24 protein-coding genes and 3 tRNA genes are annotated in these 18,705 nt (G+C 34.4%); 11 read left to right on the plus strand and 16 right to left on the minus strand.

Annotation, left to right across the window (positions count from 1 at the left end):
- Position 1 precedes the first annotated feature (1 nt).
- Together CLV00_RS01380 and CLV00_RS01385 are read right to left on the minus strand one after the other, a co-directional pair.
- Positions 2-604 carry a SprT-like domain-containing protein gene (locus tag CLV00_RS01380; protein WP_099713473.1) on the minus strand — a complete coding sequence of 201 codons (603 nt, stop codon included), beginning with the start codon at positions 602-604 and terminating at the stop codon, positions 2-4.
- Positions 605-621: 17 nt separating this feature from the next.
- Positions 622-1,299 carry an SDR family oxidoreductase gene (locus tag CLV00_RS01385; protein ID WP_099713474.1) on the minus strand — a complete coding sequence of 226 codons (678 nt, stop codon included), beginning with the start codon at positions 1,297-1,299 and terminating at the stop codon, positions 622-624.
- A gap of 131 nt (positions 1,300-1,430) precedes the next feature.
- Between CLV00_RS01385 and CLV00_RS01390 the strand changes: the two genes are divergently transcribed.
- On the plus strand, positions 1,431-2,000 hold the full coding sequence (locus tag CLV00_RS01390; RefSeq protein WP_099713475.1) for a GNAT family acetyltransferase: 570 nt from the start codon (positions 1,431-1,433) through the stop codon (positions 1,998-2,000).
- Here the strand turns inward: CLV00_RS01390 and CLV00_RS01395 are convergent, their stop codons facing one another.
- The 10 genes from CLV00_RS01395 to CLV00_RS01440 form a co-directional block, all read right to left on the minus strand.
- Positions 2,001-2,972: a M28 family peptidase gene (locus tag CLV00_RS01395; RefSeq protein WP_099713476.1), complete on the minus strand. Its 972-nt coding sequence runs from the start codon at positions 2,970-2,972 to the stop codon at positions 2,001-2,003.
- Positions 2,973-2,990: 18 nt separating this feature from the next.
- A complete protein-coding gene (locus CLV00_RS01400) occupies positions 2,991-3,644 on the minus strand; it encodes a hypothetical protein (protein ID WP_099713477.1) in 654 nt (217 codons plus the stop codon).
- Between the two features lie 4 nt (positions 3,645-3,648).
- Positions 3,649-4,698: a D-alanine--D-alanine ligase gene (locus CLV00_RS01405; RefSeq protein ID WP_099713478.1), complete on the minus strand. Its 1,050-nt coding sequence runs from the start codon at positions 4,696-4,698 to the stop codon at positions 3,649-3,651.
- A 22-nt stretch (positions 4,699-4,720) separates the two neighbouring features.
- The gene (locus tag CLV00_RS01410; protein ID WP_099713479.1) at positions 4,721-5,431 is read right to left on the minus strand and encodes an NRDE family protein; all 711 of its coding nucleotides are present in this window, start codon (positions 5,429-5,431) and stop codon (positions 4,721-4,723) included.
- Positions 5,419-5,907 carry a hypothetical protein gene (locus CLV00_RS01415; RefSeq protein WP_099713480.1) on the minus strand — a complete coding sequence of 163 codons (489 nt, stop codon included), beginning with the start codon at positions 5,905-5,907 and terminating at the stop codon, positions 5,419-5,421. The genes CLV00_RS01410 and CLV00_RS01415 overlap by 13 nt, the downstream gene beginning before the upstream one ends.
- 9 nt (positions 5,908-5,916) lie before the next feature.
- Positions 5,917-6,297: a DoxX family protein gene (locus tag CLV00_RS01420; protein WP_099713481.1), complete on the minus strand. Its 381-nt coding sequence runs from the start codon at positions 6,295-6,297 to the stop codon at positions 5,917-5,919.
- Between the two features lie 11 nt (positions 6,298-6,308).
- On the minus strand, positions 6,309-6,767 hold the full coding sequence (locus CLV00_RS01425) for a YHS domain-containing (seleno)protein (RefSeq protein ID WP_099713482.1): 459 nt from the start codon (positions 6,765-6,767) through the stop codon (positions 6,309-6,311).
- A 2-nt stretch (positions 6,768-6,769) separates the two neighbouring features.
- Complete coding sequence (locus tag CLV00_RS01430; RefSeq protein ID WP_099713483.1) at positions 6,770-7,369, minus strand: peroxiredoxin-like family protein; 600 nt, start codon at positions 7,367-7,369, stop codon at positions 6,770-6,772.
- Between the two features lie 80 nt (positions 7,370-7,449).
- A complete protein-coding gene (locus tag CLV00_RS01435) occupies positions 7,450-8,127 on the minus strand; it encodes a Crp/Fnr family transcriptional regulator (protein WP_099713484.1) in 678 nt (225 codons plus the stop codon).
- Between the two features lie 100 nt (positions 8,128-8,227).
- Positions 8,228-9,367: an acyl-CoA dehydrogenase family protein gene (locus tag CLV00_RS01440; protein WP_099713485.1), complete on the minus strand. Its 1,140-nt coding sequence runs from the start codon at positions 9,365-9,367 to the stop codon at positions 8,228-8,230.
- Between the two features lie 88 nt (positions 9,368-9,455).
- On the opposite strand from CLV00_RS01440, the gene CLV00_RS01445 reads away from it, so the two are divergent.
- From CLV00_RS01445 to CLV00_RS01460, 4 genes are all read left to right on the plus strand, one after another.
- Entirely contained in the window at positions 9,456-10,523 is a 1,068-nt protein-coding gene (locus tag CLV00_RS01445; protein WP_099713486.1) for an anhydro-N-acetylmuramic acid kinase, read from the plus strand.
- 72 nt (positions 10,524-10,595) lie between these two features.
- Positions 10,596-11,174: a chalcone isomerase family protein gene (locus CLV00_RS01450; protein WP_099713487.1), complete on the plus strand. Its 579-nt coding sequence runs from the start codon at positions 10,596-10,598 to the stop codon at positions 11,172-11,174.
- 87 nt (positions 11,175-11,261) lie between these two features.
- Positions 11,262-12,488 carry a Glu/Leu/Phe/Val dehydrogenase dimerization domain-containing protein gene (locus CLV00_RS01455; protein WP_099713488.1) on the plus strand — a complete coding sequence of 409 codons (1,227 nt, stop codon included), beginning with the start codon at positions 11,262-11,264 and terminating at the stop codon, positions 12,486-12,488.
- A 195-nt stretch (positions 12,489-12,683) separates the two neighbouring features.
- Positions 12,684-13,583, plus strand: a complete 900-nt coding sequence (locus CLV00_RS01460; RefSeq protein WP_099713489.1) for a hypothetical protein — start codon at positions 12,684-12,686, stop codon at positions 13,581-13,583.
- A 100-nt stretch (positions 13,584-13,683) separates the two neighbouring features.
- On the opposite strand, the gene CLV00_RS01465 is transcribed toward CLV00_RS01460, so the two are convergent.
- Positions 13,684-14,079 carry a biopolymer transporter ExbD gene (locus tag CLV00_RS01465; protein WP_099713490.1) on the minus strand — a complete coding sequence of 132 codons (396 nt, stop codon included), beginning with the start codon at positions 14,077-14,079 and terminating at the stop codon, positions 13,684-13,686.
- A 1-nt stretch (position 14,080) separates the two neighbouring features.
- Entirely contained in the window at positions 14,081-14,776 is a 696-nt protein-coding gene (locus CLV00_RS01470; RefSeq protein ID WP_099713491.1) for a MotA/TolQ/ExbB proton channel family protein, read from the minus strand.
- A 129-nt stretch (positions 14,777-14,905) separates the two neighbouring features.
- Between CLV00_RS01470 and CLV00_RS01475 the strand changes: the two genes are divergently transcribed.
- From CLV00_RS01475 to CLV00_RS01500, 6 genes are all read left to right on the plus strand, one after another.
- Complete coding sequence (locus tag CLV00_RS01475; RefSeq protein ID WP_099713492.1) at positions 14,906-16,126, plus strand: folylpolyglutamate synthase/dihydrofolate synthase family protein; 1,221 nt, start codon at positions 14,906-14,908, stop codon at positions 16,124-16,126.
- A gap of 85 nt (positions 16,127-16,211) precedes the next feature.
- Positions 16,212-16,286, plus strand: a tRNA-Val gene (locus tag CLV00_RS01480).
- 49 nt (positions 16,287-16,335) lie between these two features.
- The gene (locus tag CLV00_RS01485) at positions 16,336-16,587 is read left to right on the plus strand and encodes a GIY-YIG nuclease family protein (protein WP_099713493.1); all 252 of its coding nucleotides are present in this window, start codon (positions 16,336-16,338) and stop codon (positions 16,585-16,587) included.
- A tRNA-Arg gene (locus CLV00_RS01490) sits at positions 16,582-16,653 on the plus strand. Before CLV00_RS01485 ends, CLV00_RS01490 begins: the two co-directional genes overlap by 6 nt.
- 49 nt (positions 16,654-16,702) lie before the next feature.
- Positions 16,703-16,954, plus strand: coding sequence for a GIY-YIG nuclease family protein (locus tag CLV00_RS01495; RefSeq protein WP_099713493.1), 252 nt, complete (start codon positions 16,703-16,705; stop codon positions 16,952-16,954).
- Positions 16,949-17,020: transfer RNA gene (locus CLV00_RS01500), tRNA-Arg, on the plus strand. The genes CLV00_RS01495 and CLV00_RS01500 overlap by 6 nt, the downstream gene beginning before the upstream one ends.
- Here CLV00_RS01500 and CLV00_RS01505 read toward each other — a convergent pair.
- Positions 17,011-18,534, minus strand: a complete 1,524-nt coding sequence (locus CLV00_RS01505) for a recombinase family protein (RefSeq protein ID WP_099713494.1) — start codon at positions 18,532-18,534, stop codon at positions 17,011-17,013. The two genes, CLV00_RS01500 and CLV00_RS01505, sit on opposite strands and share 10 nt — an antisense overlap.
- Positions 18,518-18,673 (minus strand): hypothetical protein, encoded by a 156-nt coding sequence (locus CLV00_RS16355; protein WP_158234581.1) that lies wholly within the window; start codon positions 18,671-18,673, stop codon positions 18,518-18,520. The genes CLV00_RS01505 and CLV00_RS16355 overlap by 17 nt, the downstream gene beginning before the upstream one ends.
- Positions 18,674-18,705 lie beyond the last annotated feature (32 nt).

The raw sequence follows: 18,705 nt of genomic DNA on the forward strand, positions 1-18,705 counted from the left end.
TCTAGCTTGATTTCAACAATTCTACCTCAGCATTTGGATTGAATAAATAAGTCTTTCCGGAACTCATTTCCAAGCATTCAAAACGCTTGGTTCTTATGGCTATTTTCTTGAAAATCTTTCCGTTTTGGATTCGGAAAACACTTCCATAAGGAATTTCAAACACATAATTTTTATCATTTTGCTGATCAAATTGTTTCAGTGCCAAAGCTAAAGTAGCATCCGTATCACTGCTGGCTGTTGGGTTTTTGAAATGCCTCGCCAATAAAGGCAATAGGTGATTCGGGAAAATTTCTGGTCGAATGTAAGGAATCATCAACCGTTGAAAAGAATATTTCCACTCGTTACCATGAGGTTTTATATTTCTACCAAATTTTTCGAAAGCCACCAAATGCGAAATTTCATGAATCAATGTAATCAAAAACTTGTACTTATTCAGATTTGAATTTACCGTGATTTCATGTTTTCCATTCAACCCTTTTCGATAATCACCATGACGCGTCTGACGCTCGTTTACAATCTTAAGATGCACTTGATTGGCAACAATAAGTTCGAAAACGGGTTTTACCGCATGCTCTGGTAAATATCTGGCTAAAGTTTCGCTCAAAGTAGTTATGAAATTAGTTACGGATTGGTAGAAGAAACTTGCAACACTTTGCCGTTGAAATATTTATTTCCGGTCAAAGTGAAATCATAAATATAGTTTGCCATTTCACCCGCTGTTATTGGAGCTTGATAGCCTGGAAAAGCTTCAGCCAGCATTTCTGTTTGCACAGAACCCAAAGCCAAAACATTAAACGAAATCCCACGTTCCTTATATTCTTCAGCTAATAATTCTGATAGCGTAATAACAGCTCCTTTACTTGAACTATAGACTGCCAATCCGGCAAACTTTAAACTTCCCTGAATCCCACCCATAGAACTTATAGTCACTACGTGGCTTCCTTTTTGTAAATAAGGCAGGCAAATTCGAGTCAAATTAGCAACTCCAAAAACATTGACTTTATAGATGTTTTCAAAATCATCTTGAGTCGTTTCTGAAAAAGGTTTCAACAATAAACTTCCTGCGTTATGAATGACTGCGTCTATTTGTTTCCAAGATTTGGATAAAAAATCGCTTACTTTCACTAATTCAGACTCCGTAGCTAAATCAACCGAAAGACAGGTAATATTTTCATTACCCAATAAAGCTTGAGGAATTTTTCTGGAAATGGCTAACACTTGATGTCCCGCATTAGCAAATTGCAATGCCAACTCAAATCCTATTCCCCTACTCGTTCCTGTGATGATGATATTTTTCATAGAGCAAAAATAAACAAAAACGATAAAAAACTAATGCTTTACGCAAAGGATTCTTGCTGTAATAAAAATTAAAGATTCCTATAATTTTACTTATTTTTGACAAACCAAATTAACATCTGAATTTTCATAAAATGACAGAAAGCATACAATTCGAGACTGCAAAAATAAGTGATATTGATGGCGTATTGGCATTACAGGAATTGTACCTTGTAGCTAATTTATCCGAAGAAGAAAAAGCTTCCGGGTTTGTTACCACGCCATTTACCATTGAACAACTAACCGAAGTCATCAATGAAAACAACTTGTTTATTGCCAAAGACAATAACAAAATCATTGCTTACATTTTTGCAGGAAGTTGGGATTTTTTCAAACAATGGCCCATTTTCAATTACATGAGTTCATTGTTTCCGGAACTGATTTTTTTAGATTTTGAAATCACGACACACAATAGTTTTCAATACGGGCCCATTTGCATTCACAAGGAATATAGAGGAAAGGGATTGATAACGCCACTGTTTGAATTCATGAGAACGCACATGCTGCATAAATATCCATTGGCCTTAACTTTCATCAACAAAATCAACATTCCGTCAACGAAAGCGCATACCGAAAAACTAAAATGGACAATTATTGGGGATTTTCAATTCAACAATAATGAGTATTTTATTTTGGCGTATGATATGAATCAACCAGTTTCTTAACTATTTAAGCATTATTATTTCTTGTGTTGGCGTGTTTGCCATTTGCGTAACAGCAGGTAATAATTCCTGAATAAAGGAAGTCATGTGCAGAATATCCATCGCTTTGAAATCATCAGAAACATGATGGTAGAATTCAAAATTTTCAAAATCAAACGTACTTACAGATTGGCAAGGCACTTTGAAAACATCATAAAAAGAGTAATTATCTGATCTGTAAAACAATTGAAATTCAGCTTCTTTTGGAAGAAAACCAATTGTGTTTTTACCAGTATATTCATTGATTTTACCAGCCATATTGGATTTATCAAAACCAGTAATATAAGCTAGATACTCTCTTTTCATTGGCACACCAATCATTTCAATGTTGAACTGAGTGTATAATTTAAAATCTTGTGCTTTCAGTTTTTTGGCTAAATGTTTAGAACCCAACAAACCTTTTTCTTCTCCTACAAAAAATACAAAAAGAATGCTGCGTTTATTGTTTTTAGCAATGCTAAAATATTTTGCCATTTCAGCAACTGCAGTTGTTCCTGAAGCATCATCATTGGCTCCATTGTTTATAAAATCACCGTTTACCCCTTTTTTACCCAAACCAATATGATCGTAATGCGCGCTTAGTATTATAAATTCATTTTTAAGAACTGGGTCGTTTCCTTCAATAAAACCGACAATATTAAAAGCGGATCCCTTAAAAATTGATAACGTATCGCGATACGATTTAAAATACGGTTTCACATTATTATCCTTGAAAATTTGCTCCAAATAATCAGCAGCTTTTACCATTCCAGGCTTTCCGGTTTCCCTACCTTCTAATTCATCCGAGGCTAAATATTTTAATATTTCGGCAACATTATTCTCTTTCACTTTATATTCAGTATCAATTGTTTTTAATGATGCTAGACTAGCTGTTTGGGCAATTATAACTGAATTTGATAAGAAAACGAAAGAAAGAGATAGGAATACTTTTTTCATGATATTGAGATTTATTTTTTATAATGTGACTTTATTTCTATAATATTTCTTGTAAACTTTCACCATTTGAACAAAAGCTAAAATCACAAAAAATGACGGAATTATTACTGGCATTACATATTTAGAAAAACTGGTAGTGTTTTGAGACAACGTGTTTAACACCAAAACCAAAGTTAACATCCCAAAAAATGTACCTATCAAAGTCCCTGAAACATAATATAGTTTAAGCTTATTTACAATGGAAATATAATTTCCATTCATCAAATAAAGATTCCAACCGGTCCAAAACGGCAATTGAAGAAAATTGATACAATTCAAAAACACGCCAATCAGGAAAGGAGAATACATTGCATATTTCTCTAAAATTCCTTGTTCTTCCATTGTTTGATTGGAATTAGCATAAAAAGAATACCCTAAAATCAACAGAAAGAAAACAGCAAAAAAATCAATAATTTTCATTAATTTTTTATTATTGACTAATTGCTTTGCGAAAATTAAAGTGAAATAAATCACAAACATCTCCACAAAAATCACTCCTAATAAAAAGAAAACTAAGCTGTTCATTCCTAGTTTTGAATAGATTTCAAAACCTACAACATTCAAATATCCTAAGGGTATCGAACCGATAAAGCTCACTAAAAAACCAATAAAAATGTTCTTTAAAGCTTTCATAATTTCAGAAATTTACAATTTTATTGCTTTGTTCCAGATGCATTCTGTATTCCTTCATACCCTCTTTATGCAGTAAATATGGAGCGCCATTTTTATGGTTTGCCACACTTATTTCATACATATACGTAATATGACGCGCGAGTTCTTTCCAAGCAAAAAACAAAGAATGCTTTGGGTCATAAATATGGGTAGGCTCGCTTGCAGCACCATTCAATTCCACAACTGAAAAGTTCAATCCTTGTTCTAATTCTTCAATTGTATTGTACATAACATCCAACCTGCCAAAGTAGAAACCTGGAATTTGCAGACACATTTCGTTTATTGTTTCCGTCAATTTTGGTGTAATCCAATGACTTCCATCAATGAATTTTGCACCTCGTGCATGATTCCCATAAGGCACCAAATTCAATTTTTCCCCTTTTGGAAGAATATCGAGTAGTTTTTTTCCGTATTCCTGTTTCAAAACCTTTAATTGCAGTTCATATCGAGGATTTTCTTTGATTAATTCTTCTACAGTAGAGAATCCGTTTCCGGTAATAATCAGAAATTCTTTGGAAACTATTCCTGTAATTCTACCTACTTTTTCATGAGGATAACGCACATAGAAAATCCCAACTTCGTTATCGAACGGAATTAAATCCTGCACTACATAATCGAAATTTGCTTTTTCAGCATATTCTTTTAAATCTTGAACGGTATTGATTTTTTTGACCCCAGATCCTCGCAGTCCAATATCTGGTTTTGCAATCAAAGGATATTTTATTTTTGATTCTTGAATAGTATTTAAAATTTCTTCAAGAGCGGTTCCTTCTTTTATCAATTCCGTTTTTGGGTAATACTGTTGTGGAATCAAATTGTAAATTTCTTTTTTAGACTCCATCATAAAACCGCCATTTTTTATGGTTGGATTAGAAGCATTAAAGAAAAAAATAGATTTTGCCTTGATGGAATAATAGGACCAAAGAAAATAAATTGGAATGTAAACAATCTGGAAAGGCCAATATTCCCAGTGCGTAATTTTATGAAAAAATAGTTTGCTTCGCCTGTTCGTCATAACTCGGGTCAATATAAGTTCTTTAAACGGTGATAAATGAGGTCGAAAAATCCTGTTGCGCAATCAAATCGTAATGCAATATAGCTACTTTATTTTTTTCAATAACCGCTTGTGTAATGCTCAACGTTTTCATTTCATCATTTCTATTGATAACCAAACCGTTTTCATCATTTTCTTCTTCGGTGTAGCGATGAAAATCGTGCATTTTTGATTCGGAAATCTCAGAATTTCCATCCATAAAAGTATGAAACCAGTTGGCACGTTTTTCACGAATCGATGAGGAATACAAAGTCGATGAAGACCAAATATGATTTTGATGAATATCTAAAGTAATTGTTTCTTTCTCTTTTCCGTTCCAGCGCAATTGAAAAAGAGCATTGTTTTGAAATAAAACTAACGTAAAAGGTTCTATGTTTTCCAAATCAATTTCGCCCCAAAAATCCTTTGGCGATGAGCTGCTAATCATGTCTAAAACAATCAAGCCACGGCTTTTTCGATACGGAAGCTGTACTTCATGCTTTTCGTCGGCACCATTTAGAAGCACCAAAATTACTCCGTCAGCATTAGCCACAAACCACGTTCCTCCTGCTTTTGGATCCTTTGGAAAAATAAGATTTTTTCCATTTACGGTATAACTTCTTGGTGGTATTGCACTCGGTCTTACTGTTTTTTCATCCCGATTTGAAGTAATGATAATTTTATCATTCGTTGCTACAAAACTTACTGTGCACATTGATTTCTATATTCTATGGTAGAGCGGGCAACCCCAAAATTAGGGTCAATTGTTACTGTTTCACATTGCAAAATAGCTACTTTTATAAGCGCCTGATGGTGAATGCAATGTTCTAGATTATACAGTAATTCTCTAAAATAATTGCTTTCAATTCGAATTTCCTCTCCATCAATAATTTGCAATAACTCGATATTTTTATTTTTTTTATCTAAATTTTGTTGAATCGAGACAATGTTTTCAATAGCAAAAGCAGTATCCGTTTGAATACGAATATTTCGTTCTCTTTTGTCATAATTTACAATGCCTAAATCATATTGATTTTCTAAGCACTGAAACATTTCAATAATATGTCTTGTATGCTCCCCAATAGTTGCATTACTTAATTCCGCACAAGAATTTGAATATTCATTTTGTGACAATTGCTTCAGCAAATCAATCAGTTCGTTTAAACTATTATTAATAGAAGGTATTAGCATATTTAAGTTTTAATTCAACAAATTCATCACTTTAGTTTTATCCTTAAAAACTAAAGTAATACAACAAAGAAAGGTAATTAGTGCCAAAATAAAAAGTGTACCACCATCATTTTTTACTTCAATCCCAAGCACAAACAGATGAGCAAAAATCGCACCAACCATAACACCACAGCCCATTATAGCCCCAAACAATGAAGTTCTTGGTATTAAAATCAAAATTACCGCAATCAACTCGGCAATTCCGGTACCAATCCTTCCGTAAGGCTCTATTCCCAAAGCAGAAAAAATATAAACTGATTCTTCACTAGCCGTAAATTTAAAGTACAAGGTTTGCACTAAAATTACTGCTACTGTAAGTTTCAGCAACCAGAAAAAAAGAGATAGTTTCATGATTTCTATTTTTATTTAATCCTTTTACTCCAATTCGCATCGGCCTTCATCATCAATCCAGATTCGTTCTTGTTCCAGCTTTTCAATGTGTTATTAAAGAAAGCGTTGTAAAACAAATACAATTTCCCATTACTAATTTTGAAAGTTTCCGGATTTATAGACACTTTTTCATTAGAATCGCCCATCGCAAAAGCACACCAACCTCCATATTGCGGTTCAAATTTTGAAGGATTCTTCAAGAAATATTCTTTATTTACTGGCATCGAAAAATAATAAACCACGCCTTCATGCAATGCTGTTATTTCTTTTTTGCCTTTCACTGCTTTTCCTTGTTTGAAGTAAGCCACAGGATCATATCCTTGAATAGCCACATTTTTTTCAAGATTAAAATGAGTCATTCGCTTACTGTCTTTTTGAGCAAATACAGAAAGAGTACAGAATGCAATTAGAATAAATAGTAGCTTTTTCATGATTATTTATTTAAAGATTTTGCAACGGCAATCAACAAATCATTTGAAATTCTGTTTTTGAAATTTGGAGCGATGTGTTCAAACTCAATTTCAGCATTTATATTTAAAATAAACACCGACGGCACAGGCAAAAAAGAATTATTCACACCATCAGAACCTTTAGCAATTGTAGCCTTATAATTTTCTGGGGCTTGAAAAGCAATACCAACAGCTTTAGATAATTCGCCTGTACTATCTGACAATAACAAATAATTTAATTTTTCTTTATCATCTGTAACTTTCAAGCTTTTTGGAGCATCGGGACTTATTGCAATAATTTGATATCCCAAATCCAATAATTCTTTTTCGGCTTCAGCCAAGGCTGCTAAATGAGCATTACAATACGGGCACCAACCACCACGGTAAAACACTAAAACGGTCTTTTTCTTACTGATTAATTCCGTTAAATTAACATTTGTATTTTCTACAGATTTCAAAGTGACATTAGGAATTTTTTCTCCAATAAGTAGTGGAGCAATTTCCGTAGCCAATTTTGGTAAATCATTTTGAGCCTGAACGGATAATCCAATTGCAAATAAAGCCAGACAAATTATTTTTTTCATAGTGTTACTTTTTGATGTTGTAAAACTACTGTGCAATTTCGAATAGATTTGTCGGCTAGATTACAGTTCCACTAAAATAATTATAATTTACGAATATCCGTTATAATGATTTCTTTCCTACTATAAATGATGGTACCATTCGTTTCCATTTCATTAAGCAATTGAGTCGCTGTTTGCCTTGAAGTACAAATAATTTGCGCAATATCGTTTTGGGTCAGATAATTTTCAATTACCACTTTATCTCCTATTTTTTTACCTTCTTTTTCAGCCCAATCTTTTAGGAACTGAAACAATCTGGTTTTTGCGTCTTTAGAAATCAAATTAGAATAACTGTTCTTAATCCGTTTCATTTTTAGCCCTACGAACTTTGTATAGGACAAAGCCAGACTTGGATTTCGCAACAATAAATCTTCAAAATCCGACATTAGAAAACTACAAATAGCCACATCATCCGAAAGCACTTTTGCATATTCATTGGACTGGCTGTCAGCTTCCAAAGTCAGTTCTCCAAATAAATCTCCTTTTTGAATAATATCTTTAATCGTTTCATTGCCGTCTTCATCGACCGCAACAATCTTTATATTTCCTTTTTTCAGCAGAAAAATTCTTGGCAAATCCGAAGAAGAGAAATAGATAATCTCACCTTTCTTTGCTTTTTTAAAACCGGTGATAATACACAATTGTCTGATTTGTCCAAAACTCAACGTTCGAAACAATTTGTGATCGCGCAAATACCAATATTTTAAATCCTCATACATAAAAAAATTCTTTCAGTAAATGTATTAAAAAAACGATTTAAAAAACAAAACCCTTTCCAGCCGAAATTGGAAAGGGTTTTGATGAACTATTTTATATCCTTTAAGAAACTAATCCTCTTGAAATTACAATTCGTTGTATTTCAGAAGTTCCTTCATAAATTTGAGTAATTTTAGAGTCACGCATCATACGTTCCACATGATATTCAGCAACATAACCGTTTCCTCCATGAATTTGAACCGCTTCATTTGCTACTTCTAAAGCTATTTCTGACGCGTATAACTTTGCCATAGCACCAGAATGTGCGATATCTTTACCTTCATCTTTTTCACAAGCCGCTTTCATTACCAATAATTTTGCAGCAGTTACTTTTACATACATATCAGCCAGTTTAAAAGCAATAGCCTGATGATTGAAAATTTCTTTTCCAAATGCTTTTCTCTCGTGAGAATATTTTAAAGCAATTTCGTACGCTCCAGTTGCAATTCCTAACGCTTGAGATGCAATCCCTATTCTTCCGCCATTTAAGACATTCATTGCAAAAGCAAATCCAAATCCGTCAACACCAATTCTATTTTCTTTAGGAACTTTTACATCCGAAAACATTAATGAATGCGTATCACTTCCGCGAATTCCCATTTTCTTTTCTTTTGGTCCAATATCAAATCCAGCCCAACCTTTTTCAACAATAAAAGCATTGATTCCTTTGTGTCCTTTTTCAATATCCGTTTGAGCAATAACTAAATATGTTGATGCAGTTGACCCGTTAGTAATCCAGTTTTTAGTACCATTTAATAAGTAATAATCTCCTTTATCTATCGCAGTCGTTTTTTGCGAAGTCGCATCACTTCCAGCTTCAGGCTCTGATAAACAAAAAGCTCCAATAACTTCCCCTTTTGCAAGCGGAACCAAATATTTCATTTTTTGCTCTTCGTTGCAATATTTTTCAAGACCAGCGCAAACTAAAGAATTATTAACTGACATGATTACAGCTGCTGAAGCATCCACTTTTGCGATTTCTGTCATTGCCAAAACATACGAAATACTGTCTAAACCAGACCCACCGTATTTAGGATCGACCATCATTCCCATAAAACCTAAATCGGCCATCATTTTCACTTGCTCAGTAGGAAATTTTGAATGTTCATCACGTTCAATAACACCAGGTAATAATTCTACTACAGCAAAATCTTTAGCGGCTTGTTGAATCATTAAATGCTCTTCGGTTAGATTAAAATCCATATTTTTATTGTAAATTAAATGTTCTTAAATTTGTCGTCAAAAGTAATTATTAAATATCAAATTTCAAACGATTTCGTAAATTTAGCCAATGTTTAAAGAAAAGTATACTATTATAGGTGTTATGTCCGGAACCTCGCTGGACGGAGTCGATTTGGCGCATATTGTCTTTACTGTCAAAAACAACAAATGGGACTTTCAAATCCTGGAATCTGAAACCGTTTCGTATAGCATTGATTGGTTAAACAAATTGAAAATAGCTGTCGATTTTTCTGAAGCTGCTCTCGAAAAATTAAATCAAGACTACACGCAACTTCTGGCTGTTATTATTTCTGATTTTATCGAAAAATACGAAATAAAAGACCTCGATGCTGTTTGTTCCCACGGACATACTATTTTGCACCAACCACAAAACGGATTCACACTTCAAATTGGTAATTTACCCGAAATAGCTACTTTAATTAACCAAACTGTCGTTTGTGATTTCAGAGTTCAAGACGTACAATTTGGCGGTCAAGGCGCACCTTTGGTTCCTATTGGCGACCGAATTTTATTTTCTGAATATGAGTATTGCATGAATTTAGGTGGTTTTTCGAATGTTTCTTTTGAACAGAATAACAAAAGAATCGCCTTTGATATTTCGCCTGTAAACACCGTTTTAAATTTTTATGCGAATCAATTGGGATTAGATTATGATGACAAAGGAAGTATTTCAAGAACCGGAATTTGTAATAAAGATTTATTAAATGAACTAAATGCGTTGGATTTCTACCAAAAGAAACACCCTAAATCATTGGGCTTCGAATTTGTAAAAGAAACTGTTTTACCTATTATCGAAAAATATTCCATTCCCATTGAAGACAAATTACACACTTTCACCGAACATGTGGCGTTGCAAATTGCTTTGGCTTTGCCCAATAAAAACGGAAGCCTTTTTATAACTGGTGGCGGTGCTTACAATGATTTTCTTATAGAGAGAGTTCAGTATCATTTACCCAAAATGAAGCTCATTATTCCGTCAGCTAAAATATTGGAATTCAAAGAAGCACTGATTTTTGCATTACTCGGTGTTTTAAAATTACGCGGAGAAATCAATGTTTTGAGCAGCTTTACAGGTGCAAAAACAGATCACAGTTCTGGAGTTATTTATAACAATTGAATATTTTAACTAAACTATATTCCCTCATCGCTTAAAAGACTAATTTTAGCAAAAATTTAACCTACACAACTCATGAAAAAACTCTTATTACCCCTATTTACACTGTTTTTACTTATTCAATCCAACATCGTTACAGCGCAAAGCCAATTTGATGTCAATGGTGTTATTATTCCAAGAGAAATAAAATTCCAAAATAAAACGCTTCAGCTTAACGGGTTTGGAACCAGATCAAAAATGATGATTGAAGTATATGTTCAAGCATTATATTTAACAATACTTTCCCAAGATGCAAAAGATATTATTGACAGTAATACTGAAATGGCTATCAGAATACAAATCACCTCTTCAATGGTTTCATCAGCTAAGTTAACCCGAAATTTAAATAAAGGTTTCGAACAGTCTTCTAAAGATGTTCTTCCTACTTTAGTCCCAAGAATGGAACAACTTAAAGGTATGCTAAGCGATGAAATTGTAGAGAATGACATTTTTAATTTGATTTATAATCCTAATGATACTTCTCTTTGGGTCTACAAAAACGACAAATTAAAAGGTAAAATAGCAGGATTTGATTTCAAAAAAGCATTCTTTGGAATTTGGCTTTCGGATAATCCTGTGGGTGAAAACCTTAAAAAGAATTTATTAGGTCAATAAAAATTATTGTTTGAAATTATTCAAAAAAATAAATAATTCACATTATTCTATTTTTTATATTTGCCTAAATTAAACATATCGCAACAAATGAAAGATTTATTAAAGAAATTCGAAAATAAAGAACCTGAAATAGTTTTCCATTGGAAAGATGCTGAAACAGAAGCCGAAGGATGGACAGTCATCAATTCGCTTCGTGGTGGTGCTGCCGGTGGTGGAACTCGTATGAGAAAAGGGTTGGATATGAATGAAGTTTTGTCTTTGGCAAAAACCATGGAAGTGAAATTTTCAGTTTCTGGACCTGCTATTGGCGGAGCAAAATCTGGAATTAATTTTGACCCGAATGACCCAAGAAAAAAAGGCGTTTTACAACGTTGGTATAAAGCCGTTTCTCCTTTATTGAAAAGTTACTACGGAACGGGTGGAGATTTAAATGTAGATGAAATTCACGAAGTAATTCCGATGACGGAAGAATGTGGTGTTTGGCATCCGCAAGAAGGTGTTTTTAACGGTCATTTCAAACCGACCGAAGCAGACAAAATCAACAGAATTGGACAATTGCGTCAAGGTGTGGTGAAAGTGATTGAAAATCCAAAATTCTCACCAGATGTTTCCAGAAAATATACTATTGCTGATATGATTACCGGTTATGGCGTTGCAGAAGCTGTTCGTAATTATTATACAATCTATGGTGGAGACGTAAAAGGAAAGAAAGCAATCGTACAAGGTTTTGGAAATGTAGGTTCTGCTGCCGCTTTTTACTTAGCCGAAATGGGCGCTAAAGTAATTGGTATTATCGACAGAGACGGAGGATTAATCAACGAAGAAGGATTCTCTTTCGAAGAAATAAGAGCTTTATTTCTTGCAAAAGACGGAAACAAACTGGTTGCTGAAAACATGATTCCTTTTGAAGAAATCAATCAAAAAATATGGACTATTGGCGCTGAAATATTCACTCCGTGTGCCGCTTCCAGACTAGTAACTCAATCTCAAATTGACAGCTTGATTGCGAATGGCCTTGAAGTAATTTCGTGTGGTGCAAATGTTCCTTTTGCCGACACAGCAATCTTTTTTGGTCCAATTATGGAACATGTAGATCATAAAGTGAGTTTAATTCCTGACTTTATTTCTAATTGTGGTATGGCGCGTGTTTTTGCTTACTTCATGGAAAAGAAAGTACAAATGACGGATGAAGCTATCTTCCAAGACACTTCGGAAATCATCAAAAAAGCAATTGAAAAAGCACATGCTTTGAATCCAAGTAAAACAAATATTAGTGCCACTGCTTTTGAAATCGCATTGAAGCAGCTTACTTAAAATAAAATAGTTTTTTTTACTATTTATCGGAACTGGGATTAAGCAGATTTTAAAATCTATTTAATCCCTTTTCTTATTTCTAGTTTTAAGCGAAAGCAATATTATTTATATTCTGGCAGTCGCTTTTTACTCTTGACAATTTTTAGTACTTTTCAACGTTTTTTAGTAATACACTTTTTAAAATTTAAAATACAAATGAGTTCCACCATTTCATCAGATCAAAAGAAATCGTTAGCACTATCCATTCTTTTGTATGCGACAATGTTGTTAATTTTATTTTTCATCCGCTTTTGGCCTCCCGCAAACATGGATGAACTTGCTGGCGGCGGTGGTGGCGGTGGCGTTACAGTAAATTTTGGTGACAGCGATTTAGGATCGGGTGCGAATTATAAAAGTGAAGTTTTGGAAGTAAAAAACCAAACCAGACAAACGCCTGCAAAATCAACTCCTGACGAAGCTATTTTATCCCAAGAAAACAGCACCGAAGAAACTGTTGTCATTCCGACGAAAGAAAAAACTAAAAAACCAATAGTCGTTGTAAAAGAAGAAACAAAACCAGTAGTTGTAAAACCTAAAGTTTCTAACAATACCAATGATGCTTTATCCAGCATTCTAAAAGGTTCTAATAAAGGTGGCGATGGCGATGACAAAGCAGCCGGAAACAAAGGAAAAGCCAACGGAAGCTTGAGTTCTAACGGTTATTATGGAACGGGTGGTTCCGGTGGAGGAACAGGCGGAGGAAATGGTACCGGAACCGGAATAGGAACTGGCAGTGGCTATGGCTCCGGAAGCGGAGGAGGAACCGGAAGTGGTTCAGGCGGAGGAGTTGGATACTCCTTAGGAAACCGAAAAGCACTCTCTAAACCTGCACCAAAATACACATGTAATGAACAAGGGAAAGTAGTTGTAGAAGTTTCTGTTGACAGAACCGGAAGGACTGTAAATGCAGTTGCCGGTGTAAAAGGAACTACGAATACCGCAAAATGTTTATTAGATCAAGCCAGAATTGCTGCAATGAACACGAGATGGGATGCCAGCAGCGATGCCCCGGAAAAGCAAGTCGGTAAGATTGTTTACAATTTCAATTTGAATTAAAATCATATAAAGCTACATAAAAAATGCCTCGAAATATCGAGGCATTTTTTTTATTTTAAAATCAGCTTAACTAATTTACTTTGTAAAACTCTTAATGAAATCACTTAGGACTGGTGGCAATCACAAACTTCAGATTGTTCTTAACTCCTATTTGCAGTACGTCAACTAAGTCTTGTACTTGTAAATTGAATGGAATGCGAACAATTACAGTTTGGTCCTTTGATGAATCCATCTTAGACATCAAGGTTGTTTCCAGTTCTTCAAATGAAACAGGTTGCTTGTCGATGTAGAATTTTTTATCTTCTGTGACAGATAAACTAATGTATTGCTTGTTTGTTTTTTCGTTTGATTGTGCTTTTGGCAACGTCATCTTGATAACATTAGGATTCGCCAATGTTGATATAATCAAGAAAAACAACAACAGGAAAAACATAATATCACTTAATGAAGAAGTCGCGACCTCGGCATGAAATCTTCTTTTTCTTTTTATAGACATATTATGATCTTTGAATAATATTTACAAATTCTAATATTTGTTTTTGAATTTTTAAAGCAAAATTATCAATCTTACCGTTTAATAAATGATATCCGCTATACGCAATAATACCTACAATTAATCCAGCACCACTACTGATCATTTTCTCATACAATCCTCCAGAAATATTACCAATACTAATGTTTTCAGTTACCGAAATACTGTAAAATATTTTAATAACTCCAGAAATAGTTCCAATAAATCCTAATGTAGGTGCAATACCGGCAATAAGTCCCAAATGACCTAAATGCTTTTCCATTCCTCCTATTTCGATATCTGCAGCACGATCCATATTAGATTCAATCTCAATAATAGGTCTCCCAATAACCAAAATACCTTCTTTTACAATATTACCCGAAGCGGTATTATTTCTTTCTGCAATGGATCGAGCCAAATCAAGATTTCCTGAATTTAGATTATCCCGAACATCGCGCATCAAAAGTGCATCAATTTTTGATGCTTTACTGATGTACAAATAGCGTTCAATAATCAGATAGAAAGTGTAAAATAATAGAATCCCGATTGGGATAAGCCACACACCACCTTTTAAAAGGAATCCCAAAGTGGATATTTCGGTATTTGGAGCAATTTTTTCGATAACTACGTTTGAAGCAGCGTTGGTAATGGTGTCGGCCTGTAATTGTATAAAACTAAACATATAATATTATTGTATTTTAATCATTAATTCTAAAAATTATTTCAATTTTGCACTAAAGATACTTTTCGATGTACTATTAAACTAAAAAAATCGAAAAATATTTTAAACAACTACTATTTTATTACAAAAATGAACTATCAGGAAACCATAAATTGGATGTTTAATCAACTCCCGATGTACCAACTTCAGGGCGCTTCGGCCTATAAAAAAGATTTAACTAACACGCATTTACTCATAGCTCATCTTCATCATCCACAAGAAAAACTAAAGTGCATTCATGTTGCGGGAACTAACGGAAAAGGCTCGACATCACACATGTTAGCATCCATACTTCAAGAGGCTGGTTATAAAGTTGGATTGTACACTTCACCACATTTAAAGGATTTCCGGGAACGCATAAAAATTAACGGAAAGGATATATCTGAAGAATTTGTCACTGATTTCATCAATGAGCACAAAAGTTTTTTTGAATCCAATGACATGAGTTTTTTCGAAATGACCGTTGGATTAGCCTTCGATTATTTTGCCAAAGAAAAAGTAGACATCGCCGTTATTGAAGTGGGAATGGGCGGAAGATTAGATGCTACCAATATTATCACTCCATTAGTTTCGGTAATTACCAATATAGGATTGGATCACACACAATTTTTAGGAAATACATTAGAAGCTGTCGCTTTCGAAAAAGCGGGGATTATCAAACCCAACATTCCTGTAATAATAGGAGAATACACTCCTGAAACCAAACCTGTCTTTTTGGCTAAAGCCAAAGAATGCAATTCGGAAATTTATTTTGCTGCTGATTTAATTTCAGAAACCTATCCTTCTGATTTAATTGGCGATTATCAAATACACAATAAAAAGACAGTTTTACAAACCATCACTGTTTTAAATAGTCAGAGCGAATTTAAAATCACTCCCGAAAATACAAAATTTGGTTTGTTGAACGTGGTAAAAAACACCGGACTTCAGGGAAGATGGCAACAATTGAATGAGTTCCCAAAAGTTATTTGCGACACGGCACACAATAAAAACGGACTGGAAATTGTATTGAATCAAATACAAAAAGAAGATTTTGATACTTTACATATTGTTTTGGGAGTTGTAAATGACAAAGATTTAGATGAAATCTTACCATTATTCCCTAAAAAAGCAATCTATTATTTCTGTAAAGCCAATATTCCTCGCGGGCTGGACGTTCTAATTTTAAAACAAAAAGCAGCAACTTTCGAACTGAAAGGCGAAGTATATAATTCTGTTTCAGAAGCTTATAAAAGAGCAATTGAAAACGCAGCAAAATCTGATTTTATATACATTGGCGGAAGCACCTTTGTAGTAGCAGAAATTTTATAATTTTTTTGGTTTTTACTTGCAAATCTAGAAAAGTGGCGTATATTTGCACACGCAATAACGGAAACGAAAGTAACCAAATTGTTTAGGGCGATTAGCTCAGCTGGTTCAGAGCACCTCGTTTACACCGAGGGGGTCGGGGGTTCGAACCCCTCATCGCCCACAAGAAACTCCATTAGAAATAATGGAGTTTTTTTTATGTCTAATAGTTTATGGAACACATTACCTACATCCTTTTTAGCGGAATTAAAAATAGATATTATATTGGTTTCACTTCTGATTTAGAAGAACGTATTATTCGACACAATCAAAAAAGCAAAGGTTTTACCGGCAACGTAAATGATTGGAAAGTTGTTTATATCGAAAAACACGAAACAAAAGAATTAGCTCAACAAAGAGAATTACAAATCAAATCTTGGAAAAGCAGGATTAAAATTCAGGAACTAATTTCAAAAAAAGATTAGTTCAGCTGGTTCAGAGCATTCCGATTCTATCGGAAGTGGTCGGGGGTTCGAACCCCTCATCGCCCACAAAAAACTCCATTAGAAATAATGGAGTTTTTTTTATGTCTAATAGTTTATGGAACACATTACCTACATCCTTTTTAGCGGAATTAAAAATAGATATTATATTGGTTTCACTTCTGATTTAGAAGAACGTATTATTCGACACAATCAAAAAAGCAAAGGTTTTACCGGCAACGTAAATGATTGGAAAGTTGTTTATATCGAAAAACACGAAACAAAAGAATTAGCTCAACAAAGAGAATTACAAATCAAATCTTGGAAAAGCAGGATTAAAATTCAGGAACTAATTTCAAAAAAAGATTAGTTCAGCTGGTTCAGAGCATTCCGATTCTATCGGAAGTGGTCGGGGGTTCGAACCCCTCATCGCCCACTGTGAGGGATTACCGAAAGGTTTTCCCTCTTTTTTTTGTATATAAGACATCCCTTTTCCTCCATTTTACTGGCATTATGAGAAAATATATCTAAAATTGTAGGTGTTCGATATATACCCTCTTGGTAGTATAAGTTACCATTGAACACCATCTTTACAAACTCACGCTTTTGCAGAGTATCTGACCTCGTGTAGACATGTTTGACATCACCCAATAAATCCAGATTACGGTCTAAAATCTCGAAGGCCTTCCCTTGATTTGGGCTAAGTCTTTCTATTGCTGCTGTAATGGTCAATATATGGTCACTGTAGGTTGAATACCATCTTTCGTAGGTATCCTTGTTTATCTCGTCCCTAAACCATTTTTCTTCTACTGCATTTAATAGCTGCTGTACTCCCTCCAGCTCATGTTTTTTGTCTGCTACTTTTTTCTTGTTTGCCTTTACTTCCTGTTCAATTGAGGCGTAACTGCCATCTCTTATCTCTTTAATCTGTCTTTCGGGAACGCTCATGAGATCGCAGACATTTAAGAATTGCTCATGTGCTTTGATTGCACTTATATTGTTATGTTTTGAATGCTTGCATTTATAATAGTAGAAGTATTTTCCAGATTTACCACGAGAAGGCGCACCAGTAAGCGGAGTTCCACAATGGCATTTTACAACGCCCCGTAGCGGTATTTCATCATCGATAACTACCTTTACTTTATCAACTTTCTTCATTTTGGACTGTACCATTGTCCATGTTGTCTTATCAACTATTGGCTCATGAATGGCTGGAAAAAGACCTCCCGGCAGATCTTTGAACGGCTCAACCCTTACAAGCCCTGCATAAACAGGATTTGCAAGCACACGATCAATAGCCATGTTGCCTTTCCTGTCAAAACCTGATTGATAAGCTATTTCTTTGATTTTATATAACGGCACATCACGCAGATACATATCATAAATTGTTTTGACAATTTTAGCTTCTATCTCATTTACTTCAAGGTGGCGCTGTTTTCCTTCTCCAACCTTGCTGTAGCCGAAAGGTTTTTCTCTGGTAAGGAAACGACCTTCTTTTGCACGGGCTGTATAGAGTCCGCCACGCACTTTTATACTCCTGTTGATATTGTCTTCTTCAGCTAGCAACAATTGTAAGCCTGCTCGGAAAAAGCTTCCCGGTGTATCATAATCAAAAACGATCCCTTCAGTCACGCTGATAATCTGAATACTGTATTTTTTTTGAAATTGTTTGACCAAACTCATAGCTTCACCCGCATCCCTGCTGAAACGGTCAAGCTGGTCTACAAGTAGGTAATCCACCGATTTATAATGCCTGGCAATGAATGCCTGTAATTTTATAAAATCTGGACGGTCAAAAGTCTTGGCACTTTTACCCCTGTCAATGAAGGAATCCACCAACTGTATATTATTATATTGCAGGTATTGATCGGTATACAATTCCTGTCTTTCAATCGAGCCATTACTTTGCCCTAATTGACTAAATCTTAAATATCTAATCGCCCTCTTCATATAATTCTTTCAATGTTAATGATACAATAATTTCAATCATTAAATCTACGAATTTTTGTTCTTTTTCCCGTTCTATATCTTCATAATTTTTTGAGATATATTCTTCTACATCAGTCTGTTTGATAAATTCCTGTTTCATTTTTCACCTCCTTTGCCTTTTGTTAAAACGAT

This window comes from Flavobacterium sp. 11 (genome assembly GCF_002754315.1).
Lineage (GTDB): Bacteria > Bacteroidota > Bacteroidia > Flavobacteriales > Flavobacteriaceae > Flavobacterium > Flavobacterium algoritolerans.

Bases quoted from the DNA above. Each gene is read 5' to 3' on its own strand.
- CLV00_RS01385 (WP_099713474.1), bottom strand. From the start codon at position 1,299: ATGAAAAATATCATCATCACAGGAACGAGTAGGGGAATAGGATTTGAG.
- CLV00_RS01390 (WP_099713475.1), top strand. From the start codon at position 1,431: ATGACAGAAAGCATACAATTCGAGACTGCAAAAATAAGTGATATTGAT.
- CLV00_RS01395 (WP_099713476.1), bottom strand. From the start codon at position 2,972: ATGAAAAAAGTATTCCTATCTCTTTCTTTCGTTTTCTTATCAAATTCA.
- CLV00_RS01400 (WP_099713477.1), bottom strand. From the start codon at position 3,644: ATGAAAGCTTTAAAGAACATTTTTATTGGTTTTTTAGTGAGCTTTATC.
- CLV00_RS01405 (WP_099713478.1), bottom strand. From the start codon at position 4,698: ATGACGAACAGGCGAAGCAAACTATTTTTTCATAAAATTACGCACTGG.
- CLV00_RS01410 (WP_099713479.1), bottom strand. From the start codon at position 5,431: ATGTGCACAGTAAGTTTTGTAGCAACGAATGATAAAATTATCATTACT.
- CLV00_RS01415 (WP_099713480.1), bottom strand. From the start codon at position 5,907: ATGCTAATACCTTCTATTAATAATAGTTTAAACGAACTGATTGATTTG.
- CLV00_RS01420 (WP_099713481.1), bottom strand. From the start codon at position 6,297: ATGAAACTATCTCTTTTTTTCTGGTTGCTGAAACTTACAGTAGCAGTA.
- CLV00_RS01425 (WP_099713482.1), bottom strand. From the start codon at position 6,767: ATGAAAAAGCTACTATTTATTCTAATTGCATTCTGTACTCTTTCTGTA.
- CLV00_RS01430 (WP_099713483.1), bottom strand. From the start codon at position 7,369: ATGAAAAAAATAATTTGTCTGGCTTTATTTGCAATTGGATTATCCGTT.
- CLV00_RS01435 (WP_099713484.1), bottom strand. From the start codon at position 8,127: ATGTATGAGGATTTAAAATATTGGTATTTGCGCGATCACAAATTGTTT.
- CLV00_RS01440 (WP_099713485.1), bottom strand. From the start codon at position 9,367: ATGGATTTTAATCTAACCGAAGAGCATTTAATGATTCAACAAGCCGCT.
- CLV00_RS01445 (WP_099713486.1), top strand. From the start codon at position 9,456: ATGTTTAAAGAAAAGTATACTATTATAGGTGTTATGTCCGGAACCTCG.
- CLV00_RS01450 (WP_099713487.1), top strand. From the start codon at position 10,596: ATGAAAAAACTCTTATTACCCCTATTTACACTGTTTTTACTTATTCAA.
- CLV00_RS01455 (WP_099713488.1), top strand. From the start codon at position 11,262: ATGAAAGATTTATTAAAGAAATTCGAAAATAAAGAACCTGAAATAGTT.
- CLV00_RS01460 (WP_099713489.1), top strand. From the start codon at position 12,684: ATGAGTTCCACCATTTCATCAGATCAAAAGAAATCGTTAGCACTATCC.
- CLV00_RS01465 (WP_099713490.1), bottom strand. From the start codon at position 14,079: ATGTCTATAAAAAGAAAAAGAAGATTTCATGCCGAGGTCGCGACTTCT.
- CLV00_RS01470 (WP_099713491.1), bottom strand. From the start codon at position 14,776: ATGTTTAGTTTTATACAATTACAGGCCGACACCATTACCAACGCTGCT.
- CLV00_RS01475 (WP_099713492.1), top strand. From the start codon at position 14,906: ATGAACTATCAGGAAACCATAAATTGGATGTTTAATCAACTCCCGATG.
- CLV00_RS01485 (WP_099713493.1), top strand. From the start codon at position 16,336: ATGGAACACATTACCTACATCCTTTTTAGCGGAATTAAAAATAGATAT.
- CLV00_RS01495 (WP_099713493.1), top strand. From the start codon at position 16,703: ATGGAACACATTACCTACATCCTTTTTAGCGGAATTAAAAATAGATAT.
- CLV00_RS01505 (WP_099713494.1), bottom strand. From the start codon at position 18,534: ATGAAGAGGGCGATTAGATATTTAAGATTTAGTCAATTAGGGCAAAGT.
- CLV00_RS16355 (WP_158234581.1), bottom strand. From the start codon at position 18,673: ATGAAACAGGAATTTATCAAACAGACTGATGTAGAAGAATATATCTCA.